This window comes from Streptomyces toxytricini, from assembly GCF_014649915.1.
Lineage (GTDB): Bacteria > Actinomycetota > Actinomycetes > Streptomycetales > Streptomycetaceae > Streptomyces > Streptomyces toxytricini.
In genome coordinates this window covers 166,291-190,128 of record NZ_BMTY01000008.1, presented here as the reverse complement: position 1 = coordinate 190,128, position 23,838 = coordinate 166,291, and the positions used below count along the sequence as shown (strand labels likewise).

At 74.0% G+C, this 23,838-nt stretch carries 20 protein-coding genes; 3 read left to right on the top strand and 17 right to left on the bottom strand.

Annotation, left to right across the window (positions count from 1 at the left end; genetic code table 11):
* Positions 1-12: 12 nt before the first annotated feature.
* The 11 genes from IE170_RS12495 to IE170_RS12445 form a co-directional block, all read right to left on the bottom strand.
* Positions 13-822 (bottom strand): Ig-like domain-containing protein, encoded by an 810-nt coding sequence (locus IE170_RS12495; protein WP_189809398.1) that lies wholly within the window; start codon positions 820-822, stop codon positions 13-15.
* 12 nt (positions 823-834) lie between these two features.
* On the bottom strand, positions 835-1,641 hold the full coding sequence (locus IE170_RS12490) for a rhamnogalacturonan acetylesterase (protein ID WP_189809397.1): 807 nt from the start codon (positions 1,639-1,641) through the stop codon (positions 835-837).
* 2 nt (positions 1,642-1,643) lie between these two features.
* On the bottom strand, positions 1,644-3,152 hold the full coding sequence (locus IE170_RS12485) for a bifunctional cytidylyltransferase/SDR family oxidoreductase (RefSeq protein WP_189809396.1): 1,509 nt from the start codon (positions 3,150-3,152) through the stop codon (positions 1,644-1,646).
* Positions 3,153-3,233: 81 nt separating this feature from the next.
* The gene (locus IE170_RS12480; RefSeq protein ID WP_189809395.1) at positions 3,234-5,228 is read right to left on the bottom strand and encodes a hypothetical protein; all 1,995 of its coding nucleotides are present in this window, start codon (positions 5,226-5,228) and stop codon (positions 3,234-3,236) included.
* A 158-nt stretch (positions 5,229-5,386) separates the two neighbouring features.
* Positions 5,387-6,463: a phage baseplate protein gene (locus tag IE170_RS12475; RefSeq protein WP_189809394.1), complete on the bottom strand. Its 1,077-nt coding sequence runs from the start codon at positions 6,461-6,463 to the stop codon at positions 5,387-5,389.
* A 129-nt stretch (positions 6,464-6,592) separates the two neighbouring features.
* Entirely contained in the window at positions 6,593-8,722 is a 2,130-nt protein-coding gene (locus tag IE170_RS12470) for a 3-hydroxyacyl-CoA dehydrogenase NAD-binding domain-containing protein (protein ID WP_189809393.1), read from the bottom strand.
* A complete protein-coding gene (locus IE170_RS12465) occupies positions 8,719-9,942 on the bottom strand; it encodes a thiolase family protein (RefSeq protein WP_125545943.1) in 1,224 nt (407 codons plus the stop codon). The genes IE170_RS12470 and IE170_RS12465 overlap by 4 nt, the downstream gene beginning before the upstream one ends.
* A gap of 132 nt (positions 9,943-10,074) precedes the next feature.
* Complete coding sequence (locus IE170_RS12460; RefSeq protein WP_229884700.1) at positions 10,075-10,866, bottom strand: ferritin-like domain-containing protein; 792 nt, start codon at positions 10,864-10,866, stop codon at positions 10,075-10,077.
* 160 nt (positions 10,867-11,026) lie between these two features.
* Positions 11,027-12,298, bottom strand: a complete 1,272-nt coding sequence (locus IE170_RS12455; protein WP_189809392.1) for a ribonuclease D — start codon at positions 12,296-12,298, stop codon at positions 11,027-11,029.
* Between the two features lie 172 nt (positions 12,299-12,470).
* Positions 12,471-13,133, bottom strand: a complete 663-nt coding sequence (locus IE170_RS12450; RefSeq protein ID WP_007267191.1) for a helix-turn-helix transcriptional regulator — start codon at positions 13,131-13,133, stop codon at positions 12,471-12,473.
* A gap of 311 nt (positions 13,134-13,444) precedes the next feature.
* The gene (locus tag IE170_RS12445; RefSeq protein WP_189809391.1) at positions 13,445-14,101 is read right to left on the bottom strand and encodes a DUF3000 domain-containing protein; all 657 of its coding nucleotides are present in this window, start codon (positions 14,099-14,101) and stop codon (positions 13,445-13,447) included.
* 91 nt (positions 14,102-14,192) lie between these two features.
* Between IE170_RS12445 and hemE the strand changes: the two genes are divergently transcribed.
* A complete protein-coding gene (hemE, locus tag IE170_RS12440) occupies positions 14,193-15,257 on the top strand; it encodes a uroporphyrinogen decarboxylase (RefSeq protein WP_189809390.1) in 1,065 nt (354 codons plus the stop codon).
* Between the two features lie 51 nt (positions 15,258-15,308).
* Here hemE and IE170_RS12435 read toward each other — a convergent pair whose 3' ends face one another.
* Together IE170_RS12435 and IE170_RS12430 are read right to left on the bottom strand one after the other, a co-directional pair.
* On the bottom strand, positions 15,309-16,691 hold the full coding sequence (locus IE170_RS12435) for an FAD-dependent oxidoreductase (RefSeq protein WP_189809389.1): 1,383 nt from the start codon (positions 16,689-16,691) through the stop codon (positions 15,309-15,311).
* A gap of 57 nt (positions 16,692-16,748) precedes the next feature.
* Positions 16,749-17,768, bottom strand: a complete 1,020-nt coding sequence (locus tag IE170_RS12430; protein WP_189809388.1) for a DUF4349 domain-containing protein — start codon at positions 17,766-17,768, stop codon at positions 16,749-16,751.
* A gap of 180 nt (positions 17,769-17,948) precedes the next feature.
* Between IE170_RS12430 and hemG the strand changes: the two genes are divergently transcribed.
* Both hemG and hemQ read left to right on the top strand, forming a co-directional pair.
* Positions 17,949-19,424, top strand: a complete 1,476-nt coding sequence (gene hemG, locus IE170_RS12425; protein ID WP_189809387.1) for a protoporphyrinogen oxidase — start codon at positions 17,949-17,951, stop codon at positions 19,422-19,424.
* 23 nt (positions 19,425-19,447) lie between these two features.
* Entirely contained in the window at positions 19,448-20,161 is a 714-nt protein-coding gene (gene hemQ, locus IE170_RS12420; protein WP_189809386.1) for a hydrogen peroxide-dependent heme synthase, read from the top strand.
* A gap of 200 nt (positions 20,162-20,361) precedes the next feature.
* Here the strand turns inward: hemQ and IE170_RS12415 are convergent, their stop codons facing one another.
* From IE170_RS12415 to IE170_RS12400, 4 genes are all read right to left on the bottom strand, one after another.
* Positions 20,362-21,375, bottom strand: coding sequence for a TIGR04222 domain-containing membrane protein (locus tag IE170_RS12415; protein ID WP_189809385.1), 1,014 nt, complete (start codon positions 21,373-21,375; stop codon positions 20,362-20,364).
* Positions 21,372-22,949, bottom strand: coding sequence for an MbnB/TglH/ChrH family RiPP precursor modification enzyme (locus tag IE170_RS12410; RefSeq protein ID WP_189809482.1), 1,578 nt, complete (start codon positions 22,947-22,949; stop codon positions 21,372-21,374). Before IE170_RS12410 ends, IE170_RS12415 begins: the two co-directional genes overlap by 4 nt.
* A 334-nt stretch (positions 22,950-23,283) precedes the next feature.
* Positions 23,284-23,493, bottom strand: a complete 210-nt coding sequence (locus tag IE170_RS12405; RefSeq protein WP_189809384.1) for a hypothetical protein — start codon at positions 23,491-23,493, stop codon at positions 23,284-23,286.
* Between the two features lie 65 nt (positions 23,494-23,558).
* Positions 23,559-23,789, bottom strand: coding sequence for a hypothetical protein (locus tag IE170_RS12400; RefSeq protein WP_189809383.1), 231 nt, complete (start codon positions 23,787-23,789; stop codon positions 23,559-23,561).
* Positions 23,790-23,838: the final 49 nt, after the last annotated feature.

Sequence of the window (23,838 nt, the reverse complement as noted above, 5' to 3'; positions counted from 1 at the left end):
CTGCGGGGTTCCTCATCGGTCGGTCGCGGACGGTGCGGTGCGGGGCCACGGCATCTCGCCGGTCAGCTCGGGCCACTGCCAGGGCCGGAAGGCGACCTCCGACGGCTGCGCGGGGAACGCCCCGGGCACGGCGTCGAGCGGGCCGGTGAAGACGTTGACGTGCGAGGTCAGCTGCTCGCCGGCCGGGGTCGCGACCGTGTACGCGAAGCGGTCGTAGCCGGTGAAGCCGGGGGCCGGGGTGTAGGTGACCCAGCCGTCGTACGACAGCTGCGCGTCGCCGTTGCGGGGGGTCGTCACGGTGACGGCCGTGCACCCCGGAGGGCACGCGGACAGCACGTTCACCGATCCGGTACCGCCCGGCTCCGCCGTCAGCCGCAGCCCGCGGGCGACGGGCCGGCGCACCGGCAGGGCCTCCGCGTCGAGCCGCCCGGTGCGGGTCGTCCGGCGGCCCGTGGCGTCCGGTACGCCCACCATGACCTGCGGGCGGATGCGCGGCTCGGCCGCGGTGTCGCGGACGCGCAGGTGCAGGACGCCGGCGGCGTTCTCGCCGGGCTCGGCCCGCAGCCGGAACCAGCGCTGCCGCGGGAAGAACTCCAGCCCCTGCACGCCGACGACCTCGGCGGATGCGGCGAGCGGCGCCTGGAGCAGGTACGCGCAGCCGCGCGGGGCGCCCCCGTCGGGCGCCACGGAGAGGCCGAGCTGGAACGTCTCGCCGGGCGCCACGCCGCGGCGCGGGTCGGCGGAGCTGTACAGCGCCGCGTACACGGCGCCCTGGGCGGGATCCTCGCCGAGGGCCCGGCCCCGGCACAGGAGGTGGTTCACGGGCGGGACTCCTCAGGCGCCGGGGAAGGTGGACACGCGGGACGCGGTGCGCCGGCGGAACGTCTCCTCGTCCAGCCAGCCCATCTCGTCGTAGTCGAAGCGGGTGCGGTCGAGGCCGCGGCCCCAGTGGGCCGGGATGACGCCCTGCTCCAGCAGGCTCCGCGCCACGAAGCGGGCGCACTCGATCGCGCCCTCGGCCCGCACGTGCACGTTGTCCCCGTCGAGGACGTCCGGCTGGAGCGGCTCGCCCCGGCGCAGGTAGGTGAAGACCGCCTTGGTCGCCTCCGGTCCGAGCTCCTCCCACCACTGCAGGCTCTGCCCGTACAGGTCGACGACCGGTACGTGCTCGTCCTCGGCGAGCTGCCGGGCGGCCAGGGTGTAGTCGCCGAGGAAGCGGGCGACGTTGCCGTGCCGGTCGATCCGCCGCCGCTCGTATCCCAGCATCACCACCGGGTGGCCCTGCCGCTCGCGCGCCCCGTGCACGTACGCGGCCATCTGCTCCGTGAAGGAGGAGAACGGCTCGGTGTGCAGGCCGGGGTCCGGCTTGATGTCGTTCTGGCCGAAGGAGAAGAGCAGGTAGTCGCCCGGGGCCATGTCCTCCAGGATCCACTGGAGCCGGCCGCGCTCGCGGAAGCTCTTCGAGCTGGCCCGCGCGCGGGCGCAGTTGACGACCTCCACCGCCTCGGTGAGGAAGAGGGGGAGGGCCTGCGTCCAGCCCGCCATGGGCAGGAAGGTGTACGGGCGGCCGACCGCGTTTGAACCGCCCGCCACGTAGATCCGCGGCCGCCGTGCCTGCTGCTGTTCCGGTGCGTACGTCACGCCTAGACCCCCTGGTCCTCCGTGGTCCGGATCAGGACGTCCGCCAGGGCCGCCTCGAACCCGGAGCGCTGCGACGCCGGGGCGGAGGTCGGGTCCTGCTTGCGGACGTCGATCACGTGGCCGGTCATCTCCGAGACGAGGACGTCGAGGGAGGTCAGCGCCACCGACTCGGAGGTCAGCAGCGAGCCCTCCGGCTCCTGGCCGAACGCCTTCGTGCGCATCGGGGTGGCGGTGCGCTCGGGGTTGACGCAGTTGACGCGGATGCCGTCCTCGGCCCACTCGTCCGCGAGGGCCTGCGTCAGGTTCACCATGGCCGCCTTCGTCGAGGAGTACAGGCTGTACTCGGCGCGGCCCCGGGTGTAGCTGCTGGAGGTGAACAGCAGCAGCTGGCCCCCGGTCTCGCTGAGGTACTTGTAGGCGCTGCGGGCGATGTTCACCGGCGCCAGGTAGTTGACCTCCAGCGCCTCGCGGACGGTGGCGTCGTCGGTGTCGGCGAGGCGGCCGACCCGGAGCACGCCCGCGGTGTTGACGACGTAGTCGATCCGGCCCGTCTCGGCGTAGGCCCGGGCCAGCGCCTCCTCGACGTGGTCGGGGTTCTCGATGTGGGTGCCGGTGGTGGAGCGGCCCATCGCGAAGACGCGGGCGCCGAAGCCCTCGGCGATCCGCGCGATGTCGGAGCCGATGCCGTACGAGCCGCCGAAGATCACCATCGTCTTGCCGGCCAGCTGCTCGCGGTAGGCGGCCTCGCCGGCCTGCGCGGGCGCGGCGTGCGAGGCGAGCTGGAACAGCTTGTCGGCGATGAAGACGTCGACGGGCTGCGTCACCTTCATGTTGTAGTCGTCGCCGGTCACCACGTGGACGGGGACGTCCGGCAGGTACTTGACGACCACGGAGCAGTCGTCGGTCGCCTGGAAGAACGGGTCCGCGGCCGCCCGCTCGTAGGCGGCGGCGATCGTCGAGAGGCGGAAGCCCTGCGGGGTCTGGCCGCGGCGCAGGCGCGAGCGGTCGGGGACCTCGGTGATGAACTCGCCGTCGTCGCCGTGGGTGCGGGTGACGATGACGGTGTCGGAGGAGGGGATCGCGACGTCGACGGCCTGGTACCGCTCAAGGGACTCGACGCACTCGCGGACCACGCGCTGCGACAGCAGCGGGCGCACCGCGTCGTGGAAGAGGAGGTTGCAGTCCTCGCCGCCGGCGAGGCGCTCGGAGGCGGCCCGGATGGCGATGCGGGTGGTCTCGCTGCGGGTGGCGCCGCCGGCCAGGACGCCGGTCACCTTGGCGAGGCGGGCCTTCTCCACGATGCGGCGGGCGTCGTCCACGTACGCCGGGGTCATCAGCAGGATGACCTCGTCGACGTCCGGAGCGTTCTCGAAGATGTGGAGGGTGTGCTCCAGGATCGACTTTCCGGCGATCTTGAGGAGCTGCTTGGGTATTTCGAGCCCGATGCGCTGGCCGGTCCCCCCGGCGAGTACGACGGCGATGGTGCGGCGGGGGGCGGGATGGGAGGACAACGGTCTCCTACTTCCTGGGCTGGGGGTGCGGCACAGCGGGGCACGCGGGGGCGTGCGGGGGAGGGGTGGGGCGCGGTCCGGCTACACGGGGAAGGCCGCCTCGTCGGGGTACTCGACGGGGAAGTCGCTCAGCCCCCGCCGGTACAGGTCGTTGGCGGCCGCGTTGAAGCGGACGATGGACGGCGGGTACTCGCCGCCCAGCAGGTATTCCTTGAGCTGCTCGCGGTGGGGTGCCATCAGGTCCTGCTCCGGGTGGAGCGTGGCCTCGATGGCCTCGGTCAGCCCGTTGCAGTCGGCGTCCAGCAGGTACGAGGCGTACGCGGTGCGCTGCTCGTTGCGGAAGTCCTGGTCGGGCAGGCCCTCCAGGTTGAAGATGGCGTACGGCTTGAGCGTGGCCACGAAGTCGGAGACGACGCTCGACATGTCGCCGATGAGCAGGTCCGAGTGGTTGAAGCAGTCGTAGAGGGCGGGGATCCGCTCGGTCACCACGTGGTGCGCGGCGTCCGGGACGGCCGACCAGTACAGGGCGCCGGCCTGGTTGCGGCTGCGCCGGATGCGGGCGGTCCGCTCCTCCTCGGTGAGGTCGGGGTACTTGGAGCGGACGCCGCGCTCGGACAGCTCGGCGATGCGCTTGTCGATCCGGGCGAGCTTCTTCGCGGCGGCCTTGGAGTCGGTCATGTTGCGGCCGAAGCGCCGGGCGTTGTCCTCCTCCAGGAGGGCGATGACGCGCCGGTGCGCTGCGGCGGCCTCGGCGGAGCGCGAGCCGGTGAGCGGGTGGGGCTTGTAGATGATGCGGATCTCGCGGTCGTACGCGAGCAGCGCCTTGATCAGTTTCTCGCCGGCCGGGATGACGGAGGTGTAGCAGGCGTCGTCGGTCCAGCCCTCCCAGGTGGGGGCGTAGATGACGGTGGGCACGGGGCCGGCGACGCGGCCGGTCCAGCGGTGCAGGGGCATCAGCTGGGGGCGGCCGACCTCGACGATCTGGTTCGGGGAGACGGCGTGCTTGATGCGCTCGTAGCGGTCGCGGCCGGCCCGGCCGGCCACCCAGATCTCGTCGAAGACCTTGCTGACGCGGTTGCTGCTGGCGAGCTTGTCGCTGTCGCCGTGGCCGATGAAGACGTGCTTGACCTCGGCGCGCTGGAGCATGTGGACGTTCTTGCCCGCGTTGCCCGGGTACAGGGCGACGCGCAGCTCGGGCATCTCGATGCGGGCGAGGTTGTCGGCCTTGGGGATGCAGATGACCGGCACCGGCGTCGCGTCCAGGTACCGCAGGGTGGCCCGCTCGCGCAGCACGATGATGGGGCGCAGGTCCAGTGCCTCCAGCGACTCCAGCCACATGTTCACCTGGTACATGAAGTCTTTGGAGATGGCGGCGAAGGTGAAGTACAGCGCGACCTGGGGGCGGTATTCGGCCAACTGGTGGTTGAGCTCGTCGATGGCCTCGTCGGCGGTCGGGAGCTTCAGCGCGTTGCGCGCGTCGGGGACGAGCACCAGCAGGAAGAAGTAGGCGAGGAAGACGGTGGTGATCATGCCGTACGTGACCCAGCGCCAGTCGTCCGTCCCGATGGTGGCCAGCGAGCCCGCGACCAGGGGGATGTCGAGGTGCAGGGTCTTGCGGACGTGCTTGTTCACCAGGAACGGGTGGGGCATGCGGCGGATGCCGAGCGCCTCCAGGTCCAGTCCGCGGGTGGTGAACGGCAGCTCGTTGCGCATCTTGCGGACGTGCTTGAGCAGGGCGCCGTAGGCGAGCTGGAGGATGAAGAGCAGGAGCAGGCCGATGGTGGTCATCTGCGCCACGAACGACTCGATGTCGGCGATCGCGCCGCACAGGCCCAGCAGCAGGAACTGCCGGATCAGGAAGCGCATGGTGAGGCCGAAGCGCGAGTCGCGCAGCCTCTCCAGCGTCGGCGACTCGGTGTTGTGGAGCATGAGGTCGGCGACGTAGCTCAGCGCGGCGCAGCCGACGAAGAGCGGGAGGGAGACGAACGCGACCGCGACCAGCATGCCCAGGAAGCTGAGGATGAGCCCAGTGGTGATCAGAACGCCGAGTACGGCGCGCAGCCGCTTGGAGCCCATGGATGCGGAGCCTCCCCCATGGAGGTATAAGAATCGCGTGAAGTGTCGCAGTAGTATAAGCAGCCTCATGGACGGCCCTTGAACGTGCCGTGAACCGTGGGCCAATGATTACCGGCGGGGCCTGCGAATATGCCGCGGCACATCCGCGGCGGCACTGCTCACACCGTGAACCCGTACACCGTCAGCTCGCGCCTGTCCTCCGCCTTCACCGAAAATCCCACGCACAAAGCGGGCTGCGAAGCCGCCTGGCGGACCGCCATCCCCTCGGGCTCCCGGTAGGGCAGGTCCGGCGCCACGGTCACGTGGTGGCGCCCCTGCGGCCGGCCCGTGCGCACGTCGATCGCGGACACGAACGTGTTGCCGCCCGACTTCCTCGGATTGCTTCCGTTTTTCCCGGTGTACGGCTTGCCGGTCAGTACGTACACGTAATCCCCGTGCAGCGCACAGCCCTGGAACCATTCCTCTTCCTTGACCTGCACGCCCGCCTTGATCGTCTGGGCCGGGGTGAACCGCCCCGCGAGGAAGTCCTCCATGCCGTACACGGAGAGCCGGTGCAGCCCGCCCTGCTGGTGGCTGACCAGGACCCGCCCGCCCGCCAGGTCGAGGGCGGGGCACACATCGGTGGACCCGGGCACCGGGTCGAAATGCCGAACCGATTCATCGGAACTGTTCAGCACCGCACCGTCCTTGAACGGCACCCGCACCACCGTGCGCCCATAGCCGCTCTCCGGATCCGCCCGCCCTTCGAGCCATATGTACGTGCGCGGGCCCGTCGGCTCCACTCCGAAGGAAATTCCGTGGCCGAAGCCCCGGAGATACATGTGCCCGAGCGTAATCCCCGACGCGGTCATCCTGGTCAGGCACATATCGCCGGCGGACTTGCGGTCCCCGTACTCGACCGGCCCGTCCTCCCCGTCGAGGAGGAGGCCGCCCTGCACGGTCTGGAGCGTGAACACCTGCCCGTTGGTGTCGTCGAACGCGAACGACTGCGGCCCCGTCGAGTTGAACAGCGCCGACGGCGCCAGGACCTCCGCGCCCGTGCGCATGTCGAAGGCGCCCACCACCGGCTGCGAGCCGCCCCGCCAGCCCGACCCGAAGCCGAACCCGAACGCGGACCCGGACTCCTGCCCGGGGCGCAGAGCCCACGCCGCACCGCCCGCGGTCACCGCGGCGGCCGTCGCGCCGCCCCCGAGGAGCACGCTCCGGCGGCTGAAAATCCTCTTGTCCTGCGCCACGGTCCGTATTCTGCCAGCCCCCGCGGCGCGCCCCGCCGAAACCCCGTGCCGAACGCGGCGGACGCCCGCCCCCCGACGGGGGACGGGCGTCCGCAGTGCTCACACGGCGTCAGGCCGCCGCGCGGCGGTTCAGGCCGGCACGCTCGCCACGCCCGGAGCCAGGAACCGCTTGCCGTTCACGCGCTCCGAGACGCCCTCGCGGTCCAGGTACGGCGTGATGCCGCCCAGGTGGAAGGGCCAGCCGGCGCCCGTGATGAGGCAGAGGTCGATGTCCTGGGCCTCGGCCACGACACCCTCCTCCAGCATCAGGCCGATCTCCTGCGCCACCGCGTCCAGGACGCGCACCCGCACCTGCTCCTCGGTCAGCACCGAGTCGCCCTGCACCAGGAGCGCCGCGACCTCCGGGTCCAGCTCCGGCTTGCCGGAGTCGTACACGTAGAAGCCCCGCTTGCCGGCCTCGACGACCGCCTTCAGGTTGGGGGAGACCGTGAAGCGCTCCGGGAAGGAGCGGTTCAGCGTCTCCGACACGTGCAGGCCGATCGCCGGGCCGACGAGCTCGAGCAGCACCAGCGGGGACATCGGCAGGCCGAGCGGCTCGATGGCCTTCTCCGCCGTCTCGACCGGGGTGCCCTCGTCGATGACGTTCTGGATCTCGCCCATGAAGCGGGTCAGGATGCGGTTCACGACGAACGCAGGAGCGTCCTTGGTGAGGACCGCCGTCTTCTTCAGCTTCTTGGCGACGGCGAACGCCGTGGCCAGAGAGGCGTCGTCCGTCTGCTCGCCGCGGACGATCTCCAGCAGCGGGAGGATCGCGACCGGGTTGAAGAAGTGGAAGCCGACCACGCGCTCGGGGTGCTTGAGCTTGGAGGCCATCTCGCTGACCGACAGCGAGGAGGTGTTGGTGGCGAGGATCGCGTGCGCCGGGGCGACCGCCTCGACCTCCGCGAACACCTTCTGCTTGACCGACATCTCCTCGAAGACGGCCTCGATGACGAAGTCCGCGTCCGCGAAGCCCTCGGCCTTGTCCAGGACACCGCTCACCAGCGCCTTGAGGCGGTTGGCCTTGTCCTGGTTGATGCGGCCCTTGCCCAGCAGCTTCTCGATCTCGGCGTGGACGTAGCCCACACCCTTGTCGACGCGCTCCTGGTCGATGTCGGTGAGGACCACCGGCACCTCCAAGCGGCGCAGGAACAGCAGCGCCAGCTGCGAGGCCATCAGGCCCGCACCGACGACGCCGACCTTGGACACCGGGCGCGCCAGGCTCTTGTCCGGGGCGCCGGCCGGGCGCTTGCCGCGCTTCTGGACCAGGTTGAAGGCGTAGATGCCCGAGCGGAGCTCGCCGCCCATGATGAGGTCGGCCAGGGCCGTGTCCTCGGCGTCGAAGCCCTTCTGCAGGTCGCCGTCCTTGGCCTCCGCGATGATGTCGAGCGCGCGGTAGGCGGCCGGGGCGGCGCCGTGCACCTTGGAGTCGGCGATCGCGCGGCCCTTGGCCACGGCCGCGTCCCAGGCCTCGCCGCGGTCGACCTCGGGGCGCACGACCTCGGTCTCGCCCTTCAGGACGCGGGCCGTCCACAGCAGGGACTGCTCCAGGAAGTCCGCACCCTCGAACAGCGCGTCGGCGATGCCGAGCTCGAAGACCTGCTTGCCCTTGAGCTGGCGGTTCTGGTTCAGCGAGTTCTCGATGATCACCGAGACGGCCCGCTCGGCGCCGATCAGGTTCGGCAGGATGGTGCAGCCGCCCCAGCCGGGGACCAGGCCGAGGAAGACCTCGGGCAGGGAGAAGGCCGGGATGGCCTTCGACACCGTGCGGTAGGTGCAGTGCAGGCCGACCTCGACGCCGCCGCCCATCGCCGCGCCGTTGTAGTACGCGAAGGTGGGGACGGCCAGCGCGGCGAGGCGCTTGAAGACGTCGTGCCCGCCCTTGCCGATGGCCAGCGCCTCGTCGTGCTGCTTCAGCAGCTCGACGCCCTTGAGGTCGGCGCCGACCGCGAAGATGAACGGCTTGCCGGTGATGCCCGCGCCGACGATGGAGCCGGCCAGGGCCTCCTGCTCGACCTGGTCGATCGCCGCGTTCAGGTTGGCCAGCGACTGCGGGCCGAAGGTGGTCGGCTTGGTGTGGTCGAAGCCGTTGTCCAGCGTGATGAGCGCGAAGCGCCCCGCGCCGTACGGCAGTTCCAGGTGGCGGACGTGCGCCGACGTGACGACCTCGTCCGGGAACAGCTCGGCCGCGCCCTTCAGGAGCTCAGCGGTGGTGCTCACTTGGACTCTCCCTCGGCGAAGTGCGGGTTCTCCCAGATGACCGTCGCGCCCATGCCGAAGCCGACGCACATGGTGGTCAGGCCGTAGCGGACGTGCGGCTGCTCCTCGAACTGGCGGGCCAGCTGCGTCATCAGGCGGACGCCGGAGGAGGCCAGCGGGTGGCCGAACGCGATGGCGCCGCCGTACTGGTTCACGCGGGCGTCGTCGTCGGCGATGCCGTAGTGCTCCAGGAAAGCGAGGACCTGGACGGCGAAGGCCTCGTTGATCTCGAACAGGCCGATGTCCCCGATGGACAGGCCGGCCTGCGCCAGGGCCTTCTCGGTGGCGGGGATCGGGCCGTAGCCCATGACCTCCGGCTCGACGCCGGCGAAGGCGTACGACACGAGGCGCATCTTGACCGGGAGGTTGTTCTCCCGGGCGAAGTCCTCGGACGCGATGATCGCCGCGGTGGCGCCGTCGTTGAGGCCGGCGGCGTTGCCCGCGGTGACCCGGCCGTGCGTACGGAACGGGGTCTTCAGGTTCGCCAGGTTCTCCAGCGTGGTGCCCGGGCGCATCGGCTCGTCGGAGGTGACGAGGCCCCAGCCGGTCTCGCCGACCTCGGGGTTGGTGTTGCGCACCGAGATCGGGACCAGGTCCTGCTGGATCTTGCCGTCGGCGTACGCCTTGGCGGCCTTCTCCTGCGAGCGCACGGCGTACTCGTCGGCGCGGAGCTTGGTGATCGTCGGGTACCGGTCGTGCAGGTTCTCGGCGGTCATGCCCATGAACAGGGCGGACTCGTCGACCAGCTTCTCGGAGACGAAGCGCGGGTTCGGGTCGACGCCCTCGCCCATGGGGTGGCGGCCCATGTGCTCGACGCCGCCGGCGATGGCGACGTCGTACGCACCGAAGGCCACACCGCCCGCGACGGCGGTCACGGCGGTCAGCGCGCCGGCGCACATGCGGTCGATGGAGTAGCCCGGGACGGACTGCGGCAGGCCCGCGAGGATGCCGGCCGTGCGGCCGATCGTCAGGCCCTGGTCGCCGATCTGCGTGGTGGCGGCGATGGCCACCTCGTCGATCTTCTTCGCGTCGAGGTCCGGGTTGCGGCGCAGCAGCTCCCGGATCGCCTTCACGACGAGGTCGTCGGCGCGGGTCTCGTGGTAGATGCCCTTCGGGCCCGCCTTGCCGAACGGGGTGCGGACGCCGTCGACGAAGACGACGTCCCTGACGGTACGAGGCACGTTGGCTCTCCTCCAGGTGCGGGATGGCACTGCTGCGCGGGGGCGGCCCGGCCAACGGCTGAGCGCCCGCTCACCGCCATGCTACTTGCGGGTAACCGGTGTGGACACCCCCGCGCCGAGGAGCGGCGAACGTCACACCGCGACGGGGCTTCCGACCGGCTCGGGAACGGCCGGAACCGGACCGTCCGACATGGTCGCGGCCATCGGCGCCGAGGAGCCGACCACGTCCGACAGGAACGCCCGCCGCGAGACCCCCGCCTCCCGCAGCGCCGCCCCGTGGTCGGCCGCCACCAGCAGCGCCGCCGCGCCGACCATGGCCCGCCAGCCCGCGGTCGCGGCCCTCCGGGCCGGCCCTGGTAGCCCCGCGAGCCCCTCGTGCAGGCGGTGGACGTGGAACGGCACGTGCCGCTCCTCGTCGGCGAGGATCCGGGCCGCGACCTCGGCGGCCAGCGGGTCGTCGCAGCCGTCGCGCAGCGCGCGGTAGTACCGCAGGGCGACGACCTCCGCGACCATCAGCACCATCAGCTCGACCCGCAGCCCCAGCAGGCGCCGCACCCGGACGAACGCCGCGTCGCTCCAGTGCCCGTCCAGGGTGTCGGCCCCGGCCGCCGACAGCAGCAGGGCCAGCAGGCGTGCGTGGTTCTGCTCCTCGGCGATGAACAGCCGCGCCGCGGCCGCGTAGTCCGGGTCCCCCGCCCGGTCGGCCTTCGCGATGAGGGCCGAGCCGTCGCCGTCCTCGCCCACCTGGAACGTCCGGATGCTGCGGACCAGCGCCGGGGACAGCCGCGCGCCGCGCGCCCAGTCGGGGTCGCCGAGGGCGGCGCGGCGCTCCCGTTCGGCCTCGAAGTGGCGGACCCATGCGCCGTAGGCGCCGCCCTGTCCGTCGTGTCCGGTCTGCGTCGTGGTGTGCTCGTTTTTGATCACGTTCAAGAAGCTAGCTGCTGTTGAGCGTGTTCAAAAGAGGCGGAACGTCATGATCGCGTAACGGGATGACAGGGCCGCGCGACGTTCGCCGCCGGGCCCGGACGCGGAGGAGCCCCCGGCCGGTCGGCCGAGGGCTCCTGCCGAAGGGCGGCGTGGCGCCTCAGGCGGTCACGGCCAGCGCCGTGACCAGCACCGGGGTCACCTGCTCGATCTGCCACGGGCGGGCGCCGTGGCCCGCCAGGGCCTCGGCCACCGTGTCCGGGCCGAGCCGCTTGGGCGGCTCCCAGCACAGCCGGCGCACCGTGTCCGGGGTGATCAGGTTCTCCTGGGGCAGGTTCAGCCGCTCGGCGAGCGCCGACACCGCGGCGCGGGCCGCGGACAGCCGGGCCGCGGCGGCCGGGTCCTTGTCGGCCCAGGACCGCGGCGGCGGCGGGCCGGCCGAGGCGGCCCCGGGCTGCGGAAGCTCGGCCTCGGGCAGGGCCCTGGCCCGGTCCACGGCGGCCATCCACTGCTCCAGCTGGCGCCGGCCCATCCGCTGTCCGAAGCCGGGCAGCGCCGACAGGGCGTGCACGTGGGACGGCAGGGCGAGCGCGGCCTCGACGATCGCGGCGTCGCTCAGCACCTTGCCCGGCGAGACGTCGCGCCGCTGGGCGATCCGGTCGCGCGACTCCCACAGCTCCCGCACGACCGCCATCTGGCGGCGCCGGCGCACCTTGTGCATGCCGGAGGTGCGGCGCCAGGGGTCCTTGCGCGGCGGGGCGGGCGGGGCGGAGGCGATCGCGTCGAACTCCTGGCGGGCCCATTCCAGTTTGCCCTGCCGGTCCAGCTCCGCCTCCAGCGCGTCCCGCAGGTCCACCAGCAGCTCGACGTCGAGCGCGGCGTAGCGCAGCCACGGCTCGGGGAGCGGGCGGGTGGACCAGTCGACGGCGGAGTGGCCCTTCTCCAGTGCGTAGCCGAGCACGCTCTCGACCATCGCGCCCAGCCCGACGCGGGGGAAGCCCGCGAGCCGGCCTGCCAGCTCGGTGTCGAACAGGGAGGTGGGCACCATGCCTATGTCGCGCAGGCACGGCAGGTCCTGGGTGGCCGCGTGGAGGATCCACTCCGTGCCGTCCAGGGCCTCGCCGAGCGGGGACAGGTCGGGGCAGCCGACCGGGTCGATCAGCGCGGATCCAGCGCCTTCGCGGCGCAGCTGCACGAGGTAGGCGCGCTGGCCGTAGCGGTATCCGGAGGCGCGTTCGGCGTCGACGGCGACGGGGCCCGTGCCCGCGGCGAAGGCCGCGACCACCCGGGCGAGGGCGTCTTCGTCGGCGACCACCGGAGGGATCCCCTCGCGGGGTTCGAGCAACGGAATCGGCGCCTTGTCGACGTCGTCCGGGGGGCCGCCCCCGGTGGTGGTGCGCAGGTCTGCTGCGGTCTCTTGGGCGTCGGTCACCGCTCAAGGGTATCCGCGGATACGGCGCGCCCGTCGCCGGAACGTTCCGGCGACGGGCGCGGTGGGGGCCTTCAGGCCAGGGCTCGCCGTTTCCCCCGTGGTTCCCCGCGGTTCTCCCGGCGCTGCCCCGCTGCCGGCCCGGGCCGGGCCGCCGGGGGACGCCGGGCCGGGGTCAGTGGATGATCCCGGTCCGCAGGGCGACGGCGACCATTCCGGCGCGGTCGCCGGTGCCCAGCTTGCGGGCGATGCGGGCCAGGTGGGACTTCACGGTCAGGGCGGACAGGCCCATGGAGACGCCGATGGCCTTGTTCGACTGGCCCTCGGCGACCAGGCGGAGGACCTCCACCTCGCGGCCGGAGAGCTCGCGGTAGCCGCCCGGGTGGCTCGGGGCACCCGGGGGGCGGCGGTGCATGCGGGCGGCGGCGGCGCCGATGGGGGCGGCGCCCGGGCGGGTGGGGAGTCCGATGTTGGTCCGCGTGCCGGTGACGACGTACCCCTTCACCCCGCCCGCGAGGGCGTTGCGGACGGCGCCGATGTCGTCGGCCGCGGAGAGGGCCAGGCCGTTCGGCCAGCCCGCGGCGCGGGTCTCGGAGAGGAGGGTCAGACCGGAACCGTCGGGCAGGTGCACGTCGGCCACGCAGATGTCGCGCGGGCTGCCGACGCGGGGGCGGGCCTCCGCGATGGACGACGCCTCGATCACATCGCGTACTCCGAGGGCCCACAGATGGCGGGTCACGGTGGAACGGACGCGCGGGTCGGCCACGACGACCATGGCCGTCGGCTTGTTCGGGCGGTAGGCGACCAGGCTTGCGGGCTGCTCGAGAAGAACGGACACCTAGGCCTCCTGGGGGAGTGGCGGGACGGGCCGGCTCGGGGAAGGAAGCCGGTGCGAACCGTGCGGATGGTCACTGGTTCCTTCGGCACGTCACCCGCCCGGCTTTAGGGAATGATCACGATTTAGTGAGTAACAATTCGGGCGATTCGGACGCACGATCGATCATCGGGTGATCAGAAGCCCGCACGCCGAGGCGCGTTCCCGCACGGATGCCGCGGCCTTTCGATCAGCCGTTCCTGCATCGGAAGCCCGCGGCGCCTCCCGGCCGCCTCCGTCCGGCGGACGGCGCGTGCCGCCGTACGGAGCCACCGCTACGGGTGGTGCGGACCGCGCCGCTGTGGCAGGGAAACCACACCCGGCCCGGCCTCGCCCGGCCCCAGCGGCGGCATCCCCGCGGTCTGGCACAGCAGCTCGCACCACGCCGCCAGGTGCCCCGGGGTGTCCGGCACCCCGCCCGCCCCCTCGCGCGGCGTCCACGAGGCGCGGATCTCGATCTGCGTCGCGGGCCGCCGCTCGGCGAGCCCGCCGAAGTAGTGGGACCCCGCCATCGTCACGGTGCCGCTCGCCTCCGCGAACGACAGCCCGCGCGCCTCCAGCGCCCCGGTCAGCCAGGACCAGCACACGTCCGGCAGCAGCGGGTCGGCCGCCATCTCCGGCTCCAGCTCCGCCCGCACCAGCGTCACCAGGCGGAACGTCCCCCGCCAGGCCTCGTGCCCGGCCGGGTCGTGCAGCAGGATGAGCCGCCCGTCGGCGAGGTCCTCCTCGCCCTCGACGGCCGCCGCCTCCAGCGCGTACGCGTACGGCGCCAGCCGCTGCGGCGGTTTGACCGGGTCGATCTCGATCCCCGGCCGCAGGCGCGCCTTCTTCAAGCCCTCGACCGCCCGCCGGAACGGGAGCGGGACGGAGCTCTCCTTCCCGCTGTCCATACCGTCGGCGCCATCTGAAAATCGTCCCTGAGCCGCAGCCATGCCCGGAAGACTAGGCGGAACGAGGGCCCGTAGGCCGCAGGGACACCCGCGCCATGACGGCCACTTCTGCACACGTGCGAAGATTTGCGGCGTGAGCGCCAACGACCGCCCCACGGGCCAGCCGAGCCAGACGTACGATTCCGCCTTCCTGAAGGCGTGCCGCCGCGAGCCGGTACCGCACACCCCGGTGTGGTTCATGCGGCAGGCCGGGCGCTCCCTCCCCGAATACCGCAAGGTCCGCGAGGGCACCGCCATGCTGGAGTCCTGCATGCGGCCCGACCTGGTCACCGAGATCACGCTGCAGCCGGTGCGCCGCCACAAGGTGGACGCCGCGATCTTCTTCTCGGACATCGTGGTCCCGCTCAAGGCGATCGGCGTGGACCTCGACATCAAGCCCGGCATCGGGCCCGTCGTCGCCCAGCCCATCCGCCGCCGCGAGGACCTCGCACAGCTGCGCGACCTCACCCCGGAGGACGTGCCGTACGTCACCGAGGCGATCGGCATGCTCACGGGTGAACTCGGCGCCACCCCGTTGATCGGCTTCGCCGGTGCTCCTTTCACCCTCGCGAGCTACCTCGTCGAGGGCGGCCCGTCCCGCAACCACGAGCACACCAAGGCGCTCATGTACGGCGACCCGCAGCTGTGGGCCGACCTGCTGGACCGCCTCGCGGAGATCACCTCGGCCTTCCTGAAGGTGCAGATCGAGGCGGGCGCCTCCGCCGTCCAGCTCTTCGACTCCTGGGTCGGCGCACTCGCCCCGGCGGACTACCGGCGCTCGGTCATGCCGGCCTCCGCGAAGGTCTTCGACTCCGTCGCCTCCTACGGCGTCCCGCGCATCCACTTCGGCGTGGGCACCGGCGAGCTCCTCGGCCTGATGGGCGAGGCCGGCGCGGACGTCGTGGGCGTCGACTGGCGGATCCCGCTGGACGAGGCGGCGCGGCGCGTCGGCCCGGGCAAGGCGCTCCAGGGCAACCTGGACCCCGCCGTCCTCTTCTCCACCCCCGAGGCCGTCCGGGCCAAGACCGACGAGGTCCTCGCGGCCGCCGCCGAGCTGGAGGGCCACGTCTTCAACCTCGGCCACGGCGTCCTGCCGACGACCGACCCGGACGCCCTGACCCGCCTCGTGGACCACGTCCACACCCGCACCGCGCGCTGACCCGCCGGTCCCCGGCCCGCCGCCGCGGCGGCGGGCCGGGGACCGCGGCGGTCACACCCCGGCCGAGCGGACCGCGGCGACCGCCTTGCGGGCCGCCACCAGGACCGGGTCCCACACGGGGGAGAACGGCGGCGCGTACCCCAGGTCCAGGGCGACGACCTGCTCCACCGTCATGCCCGCCGTCAGCGCGACCGCCGCGGCGTCCACCCGCTTCGCGGACCCCGCCCCGCCGACGATCTGCACCCCGAGCAGCCGGCCCGTCCGACGCTCCGCCAGCATCTTGACCGTCATGCCGGCGGCCCCCGGGTAGTAGCCGGCCGTCGTCGTCGAGGCGACGGTCGCCGTCACGAACTGCAGCCCCGCCTCCCGGGCGTCCGCCTCGCGCAGCCCCGTCCGCGCGATCTCCAGGTCGCAGACCTTGCTGACCGCCGTGCCCACCACGCCGGGGAAGGTGGCGTAGCCGCCGCCGACGCCCGAGCCGATCACCTGCCCGTGCTTGTTCGCGTGCGTGCCGAGCGGGACGTGCCGGTGGCGGCCCGCGACCAGGTCCAGCACCTCCACGCAGTCGCCGCCCGCCCACACGTTGCCGTACCCGCGGACCCGCATCGACAGGTCCGTCAGCAGCCCGCCCGATGCGCCCAGCGGCAGCCCCGCCGCGCGGGCCAGGCCGGTCCGCGGCTCCACGCCGATGCCGAGGACCACCACGTCCGCCGGGTACTCGTCCCCCGACGCGGTGCGGACCGCGCGCGCCTGCCCGGCGCCGTCCGTGAGCACCTCCGCCACCTCGGCGCCGGCGACCGTCCTGATGCCCATCCGGTTCATCGCCGTGTGCACCAGGCCGCCCATGTCCGGATCGAGGGTGGACATCGGCTGCTCGCCGCGGTGCAGGACGGTGACCTCGAAGCCCCGGTGCAGCAGGGCCTCCGCCATCTCCACGCCGATGTAGCCGGCGCCGACGACGACGGCCCGGCGGCCGCCGGTCCGCTCCAGGGTGTCCATCAGGCGCTGCCCGTCGTCGAGGGTCTGCACCCCGTGGACGCCGTGGGCGCCGATGCCGGGCATGCGCGGCCGGACCGGGCGGGCGCCCGTCGCCAGGACGAGCTTGTCGAAGCCGGTCCAGGACTCGGCGCCGGAGTCGAGGTCGCGGGCGCGGACGCGGCTCCCGGCGAGGTCCAGCTCCAGCACCTCCGTACGGGTGCGCAGGTCGATGCCGCGGGCGCGGTGCTCCTCGGGGGTGCGGGCGATCAGGTCGTCCCGGTCGCCGACGTCGCCGCCGATCCAGTACGGGATCCCGCACGCCGAGTACGAGGTGAAGCGGCCCCGCTCGAAGGCCGTGATCTCCAGCTCCGCAGGGCCCTTCAGCCGCCGGGCCTGCGACGCGGCGGACATCCCCGCCGCGTCGCCGCCGACCACCACCAGCCGTTCCACCGCCATCGTCCGCACCGTCCTCCACTGTGATCACGTGGAGAACACGCTACGGGGAACGGTTGTTCAGTCCGAGATCCGGGGCGACTCCGCCGGGTCGCCCCCGTCCCGCGCCGCCGGGACGGCCGGGGCGGCGGGCGCCTTTGCGCCCGCGCCGACCGCCGCGGCGGCCGCGCCGCCGCCCCGCCGACGGCGGCGCAGGAACCGGAAGCCCAGCACGCCGACCGCGGCCGCCGCCGCGAACGGCAGCACCAGCGCCACCGCGACGACGGCGTAGGCGACGACGTTCGTGAACGCCTCCCAGCCGGTCCGCAGCGCACCCCACACCGACGGCCGTTCGCCGTCCTCCGCCGGCCCGGCCGCGGCCTCGGGCTCCGAGACCTCCACGGTGACCGTGCCGAGCGAGGTCTGGTCCTTCAGCGCGGTCTGCTGCGCCAGCAGCGACTCCAGGTCCGACTGGCGCTTGCTCAGCTCGCCCTCCAGCATGACCACGTCGCCGAGGGCGGTGGCCCGCTCCATCATCTCCCGCACCCGCGCGACGCTCGCCTGCTGCGAGCGGACGCGGCTGTCGACGTCCGCGACCTTCTCCGTCACGTCCTGCGCCTCCACCTTCCGGTGAAGGAGCTTCCCGCTGCCCTCCAGGGCGCCGAGCACGGCGTCGAACCGCTCGGAGGGCACGCGCAGGGTCACCGTCGACGTCATCCGGCCGTCCTTGCCGCGCCGCGTCGACTCGTTGCCGACGAACCCGCCGGCGCCCTCCGCGGCCGCCCGGGCCGACGCCAGCGCCTTCCCGGCGTCGTCCGTCTCGATCGCCAGCGAGGCCGTCCTGATCACGTGCGGCCGGACCGCGGCCGGGGCCGGTGCACCCGGCGCCTTCGCCGCGCCCTCCGCCGGCGGGGCGGCCGCCCCGGCGCCCGTACGGGCCTCCCCCTTGGGGGCGGCCGGTGCCACCGCGGCCTTGTCGGCGGCGGCGGAGCCCGCCGCCTCGCCGTCGGCGCCGCAGCCGGTGAGCGCCAGCGAGCCCGCCAGGGCCAGCCCGGCCAGCGCGGCCGCACCGCGCCGCCCCGTCCGTGTCGCGCGCGTCATGGTGGTGGTCGAACTGGAGCGTGCTCGCACTGCGGTCCCCCCGGGGGTCGGATGCCGTCGTGCCGTTTCGACGCGCGCTCCCGCCCCCCGGGTTTCGCCCCGCCGGTCCCGGGACGGTCCCGATGCGGTCACGGTCCGGCCTCGGCGCGGCCCCGGAACCCGGTCTGAGAGCATGTGTCCATGCACGAAGCGGACACGCGTACGGACGACGGCACCCACGGCGCGCCCGGCGCCCCCGGCACGGCCCCCCGCCGCCGTGTCCTCGTCATCGGCGGCGGCATCGCCGGCCTCGCCGCGGCCCACAGGCTCCTCGCCGCCGGACTCCGCGTCACCCTGCTGGAGGCCGGGCAGCGCCTCGGCGGCAAGCTGTACGCCGGCGAACTCGCCGGCGCCCCCGTCGACCTCGGCGCCGAGTCCGTGCTGGCCCGCCGACCCGAAGCCCTCGACCTCGCCCGCGCCGTCGGCCTCGGCCCGGCCCTCCAGCCGCCCGCCACCACCACCGCCCACCTGTGGACCCGCGGCGCGCTGCGGCCGATGCCGACCGGGCACGTCATGGGCGTCCCCGGCGACACGGCGCCGCTGGCCGCCTCCGGCGTCCTCTCCGCCGAGGGCCTCGCCCGGATCGGCGCCGAAGCCGACCTGCCGCCCGCCGAGATCGGCGAGGACGTCGCCGTCGGCGCGTACGTCGCCGCCCGCCTCGGCCGCGAGGTCGTCGACCGGCTCGTCGAACCCCTCCTCGGCGGCGTGTACGCAGGCGACGCCTACCGCATCTCGCTGCGCGCCGCCGTCCCCCAGCTGTACGAGGCCGCCCGTACGCACGGCTCGCTCGGCGACGCCGTACGCGACCTCCAGCGCCGGGCCGCGGCGCAGCCGGCGCAGGGCCCCGTATTCTCCGGCATCGAGGGCGGCATCGGCCGCCTCGCCGCCGCCGTCGCCGACGCCTGCCGGGCCGCCGGCGCCGAGATCACCACCGGCGCCGAAGTCCGCGAACTCCGGCGCACACCCGGCGGCTGGCGGGCCGTCACCGCCGCCGGCGCCGTCGACGCGGACGCCGTCGTCCTCGCCGTGCCGGCCGGCCCCGCCGCCCGGCTCCTCCAGGACACCGCCCCGGCCGCCGCGGCCGAGCTCCGCGCGGTGGAGTACGCATCGATGGCCCTCGTCACCATGGCGTTCCGGCGCTCGCAGCTGCCCGCCGCGATCACCGGCGGAACGGCCAGCGGGTTCCTCGTACCGCCCGTCGACGGAAAGACGATCAAGGCGTCCACCTTCTCCAGCAGCAAATGGGCCTGGGCCGGCACCGACCCCGACCTCTTCCTGCTGCGCACCTCCGTCGGCCGCCACGGCGACGACGCCGACCTGGCCCGCGAGGACTCCGAACTCGTCGGCGTCTCGCTGCGCGACCTCGGCGAGGCCGTCGGCCTCACCGCCAAGCCGGTCGCCTCCACCGTCACCCGCTGGGACGGAGGGCTGCCCCAGTACCCCGTCGGCCACCTCGACCGGGTCGCCCGGATCCGCGCCGCGGTAGGCGCGCTGCCCGGCCTCGCCGTGTGCGGCGCCCTCTACGACGGCGTCGGCATCCCCGCCTGCATCGCCAGTGCCCGGAAGGCCGCCGACGCGGTCGCCGCCGCATGGGGCACCCCTGGCTCCGAGCACTGATCGGCACACGGGACAATGGACGCATGACTGCACCAGAGAAGATCCCCAACGCGGGGAAGAAGGCGAAGGACCTCAACGAGGTCATCCGCTACACCCTGTGGTCCGTCTTCAAGCTGAAGGACGTGCTCCCGGAGGACCGGACGGGCTACGCGGACGAGGTCCAGGAGCTCTTCGACCAGCTGGCCGCCAAGGACATCACCGTCCGCGGCACCTACGACGTCTCGGGCCTGCGCGCCGACGCCGACGTCATGATCTGGTGGCACGCGGAGACGGCCGACGAGCTGCAGACCGCGTACAACCTGTTCCGGCGCACCAGGCTGGGCCGCGCGCTGGAGCCGGTGTGGTCGAACATGGCCCTGCACCGCCCGGCCGAGTTCAACAAGTCGCACATCCCGGCGTTCCTCGCGGACGAGGTCGCCCGCGACTACGTCAGCGTCTACCCCTTCGTGCGCAGCTACGACTGGTACCTGCTGCCCGACGAGGACCGCCGCCGCATGCTCGCCGACCACGGAAAGATGGCCCGCGGCTACCCGGACGTCCGCGCCAACACCGTCGCCTCCTTCTCGCTGGGCGACTACGAGTGGCTGCTGGCCTTCGAGGCCGACGAGCTGTACCGCATCGTCGACCTGATGCGCCACCTGCGCGCCTCCGAGGCCCGTATGCACGTCCGGGAAGAGGTCCCCTTCTTCACCGGGCGCCGCAAGTCCGTCGCCGACCTGGTCGCCGGGCTCGCCTGATACCTCCCCCGGGGGGAAACAGCCGGAGGAATGACCTCCTCCGGCGGCTGGGGAGGCCCTGCCCCCGAAACGACGCAGCCGGAGACCCCGCACCGGAAGTTCAGACTGCCGGCGGAAGCGCCCCGGGCCAGGTGCCCGGGGCGCTTCCGCCCGGTGGTCCAGCGACACCGGCGCGGGCTCCGGATGCGGCGGGGCCGGCCTCAGGAGGAGGAAGAGCTGCTGGAGCAGCTCGACGAGGAGCCGGAGCAGCTGGACCCGGACGAGCCGGAGCAGCTCGATCCGCCCGAACTCCCGCACCCGGAACCGCCCCAGCCGCTGTCGCCGGAAGACCCGCAGCCCGAGCCGCCGCCCGAGTCGGCGGATCCGGCGCACCACACGACGGGCACCGCCTCGGCGCCGGACGACCCGCATCCGTCGCTCCCGCCGTCGCCGCTTCCGCTTCGCGACCGGCCGGCCTGCGCCCGGTGCTGGGCCGCGGCCAGCCGCGCCTGCCGCGCCGCCGGAATCAGCAGCGGCCCCAGGTACGGGTCCCGCAGCGTACGCAGCCCGAACAGCGCCGTCTGGGCCTGCGGGCTCCCGTCGCCCACGTACAGCGCGCGCATCGCCCGGAGCGCCCGCCGCCCCTGCGGGGTGACCCGCCGCGCCGCCCGCCTCGCGCAGACCGCCCCGACGACGGCGCCGACCAGCAGCGCGAACGGCACCGACACACCGCCGCCGGACACCGCGAGCGTGAAGAGCACCAGCGGCAGCGACAGCAGCAACAGCACCCCGCACACGGCGGCCTGCACCACAGCCCACAGCCGCACGCCGCGCCCCCGGCCCGGCGCGGCCAGCAGCCCGCGGGCCGCCAGCCCGTCCCCGACCTCCTGCACGGCCGGATCGCGCATGGCTGCGTACCGCACCTGGTACAGCCAGCCGGAAGGGGCCTGCCCGCAGGCGCGCAGCACCGCCCGCTCGGCCGTGTCGGCGGCGGGGGCGCCGGGCCGAGCCTGGACGATGCCGGGGCCGCCGGCGGTCAGGCGGCCGTCCCCGAGGAGCGCGACGAGCGCGGTGTCGACGACCCCGCCGGGCCCGCCCGTGAGGAACGCCGCCTCGGACAGGTCGAGCAGCCGGGGCTGCTCCCCGCCGGTTCGGGGCCGGGTGCGCCGCAGCGCCCCCACCAGCAGCACGCTGGAGACGGCGACGGCGAGCCAGACGACGGCGGAGCCGTTCACGCCGCCCTCCCCGTCAGGGCGCGGGCCCAGCGCACGAGCCGGCCCGGCGGCTTCGGCCCGGCGCGGTCCCGCCACCAGACGGTGAGGCGGCGCCGTGCTGCGGGGTCGGCGGGCAGGTCGCGGACCAGCAGGTGCTCGGCGAAGTCGAGCGCGTCCCGCCGGTAGCCGCCGGGCATGGGCCGGTGGCGGGCGTACCCGAGGAACGCCTCCCGGAACGCCTTCCGCCCGCCGAGCAGCTCCGGCAGCTCGGGCGCGACCTTGGCGACGATGTCGGCCCGCTTGGCCGCGAGCGCCCGCGCCTGCACCCGCACCCGCTGCCGGTCGAACCCCTCGGGGACGGGCGTCCCGGCGACGAGCGCGGACAACAGCGCGGCCTGCTCCAACCCCACCCGGGTCCGCGCGGCGGGGAGCCGGTCGGGGGCGCCGGCCGCGCCGGAGGCGGCCTGCGCGCCCGCGCCGCCGAGGACGGGCCCCGTGGCGGCGGCGGCGCCGGGCGCACCGCCCGGGGCGGCGGGGGCCCCGGGGCCGGCGGACCCGCGCGCGGCCGCCGCGCCGACGGTCGCGGGAACACCGTGAGCGCCGTCAGGCAGGGCGCCGGCCGAGGCGCTGCCGACGGCGGGTACGGCGGCGCCCGCCGGGGCACCGGCGCCAGCGGCGACCGCGGCGGCGGCCGGCGCCTGAACGCCGTCGGTGGCAGGCACGGCGGCGGCGCCAACGCCGGCTACGGCGGCGGCCGGCGCGGCAGGAGCACCAAGAACGGGGGCGGCGGCGGCCTCCAGGGTGGAGCGGATGGCCGCGAGTTCCGCGGCCAGCTCCTCCTCCGGCGGGAAGGCGTCGTCGCGCTCCAGCAGCACCCCGGCCGGCCGCATCCGGCCCGCCAGGTCCGCCAGGACGTCGAGCACGGCCGGCGGCACGGGATGGGCGTGCGTGTCGTGCCACACGCCGTCCCGCTCGACGCCGCCCGCGACGTGCACGTACGCCAGCGCCTCCGGCGGGACCGCCGCCAGCACCGCGGCCGGGTCCTCCCCGCGGTTGATGCGGTTCGTGTGGAGGTTCGCCACGTCGATGAGCAGCCGGACGCCGGTCCGCTCGACCAGCTCCGCCAGGAACTGCGCCTCCGTCAGCTCCTCGCCCGGCCAGCGCACGAGCGCGGCGATGTTCTCCAGCGCCAGCGGCACGGGCAGCGCCTCCTGTGCGATCCGCACGTTCTCGCACAGCACGTCGAGCGCGTCCCGGGTCCGCTGCACGGGCAGCAGGTGCCCGGCCTCCAGGGCCGGGGACGCGGTCCGTACGAAGGCGATGTGCTCGGTGACCAGCGGAGCCCCCAACGCCACCGCCCGCTCCGCGAGCGCGGCCAGCCGGCCCGCGTCGGGCCGCTCCGCACCGCCGAGGCCGAGCGACACCCCGTGCGGGACGACGCGCACGCCGCGGTCGAGCAGCCGTTGCAGCGGCTCCGGCAGGTGGCCGGGGCAGATGTTCTCGGCGACGACCTCGACCCAGTCCAGGCCGGGCAGCCGCTCGACCGCATCCGCGATCTCCGGCCGCCACCCGATGCCCACCCCCAGCTGCGCCATGGTTTCCATGCCCCTCCCCCCGCTCGTCGGCCCGGCGTACCGGCCCGTGTTGCCGGATTGATGGCCCCGCCTGCGCGACGCCAATCCAGCGGGGGTGACGTTCAGAGCAACATTTGAGGTTCCACCCGGCCGGCAGTGAGAGGGGCGTGCGAGGCGGGGCCTTGCGGGGTCCGCCCGGTCACCGCCGCCCCCCGGCTGCGGGGGCGGCAGGCCGGCGTGCCGACCGGGTGGAGGCGCTGCGGGGGTCGGGCGCCGGAGGCGGAGTCGGGGACGACCGTCTCGAAGTCGGACCCGAGCGGGCCCTGGCAGCGCGCGCAGATCCCTCCCCCCGCGGTCACCGCGCGGCCGCCGGCCCGCAGGCCCAGACGTCGGCGTCGAGGAGGTACCCGCCGTCGTGCCCCACGACGACCCCCCGGTAGACCCGGCCTGAGCCGAGCGGCTCCCCGCAGGCGACGCACGCGTAGCCGCGGGCCTGCTCGATCGTGAGGTCGTGGAACGACTCCGGGAGCGGTGCCACGGCACACCCGCCCGGGTCGCTTTCCACGGTCCCTTTCCTGACGTCCACTGCCCATCCCTCTGCTCGTGCGGTGCGGATCCGGCGCTGTGCCGTCACGGCGCGGGACGCAGCTGTGCGGCGGGGGCGGTGAACTCGCGGGCGTCCGCGCCGCGGATGTACGCCGCGTCGTAGCGCCGGCCGGTCCCGTCCACCTCGACGCAGACGTCCATGAGGGTGCCGCACCGGCCGCTCCGGGCGTCCTGAACGCCCCGCCCGAGCCAGGCGTGGGGCACGGACGTGCCGACAGGCTCGGGGCTCGGGTGCAGGGTGTTGCGGGCTTCCATGGAGCGCTCCCTCGTGTGGTCCAACTTCCGTTGGATGACTGCTTCGTGT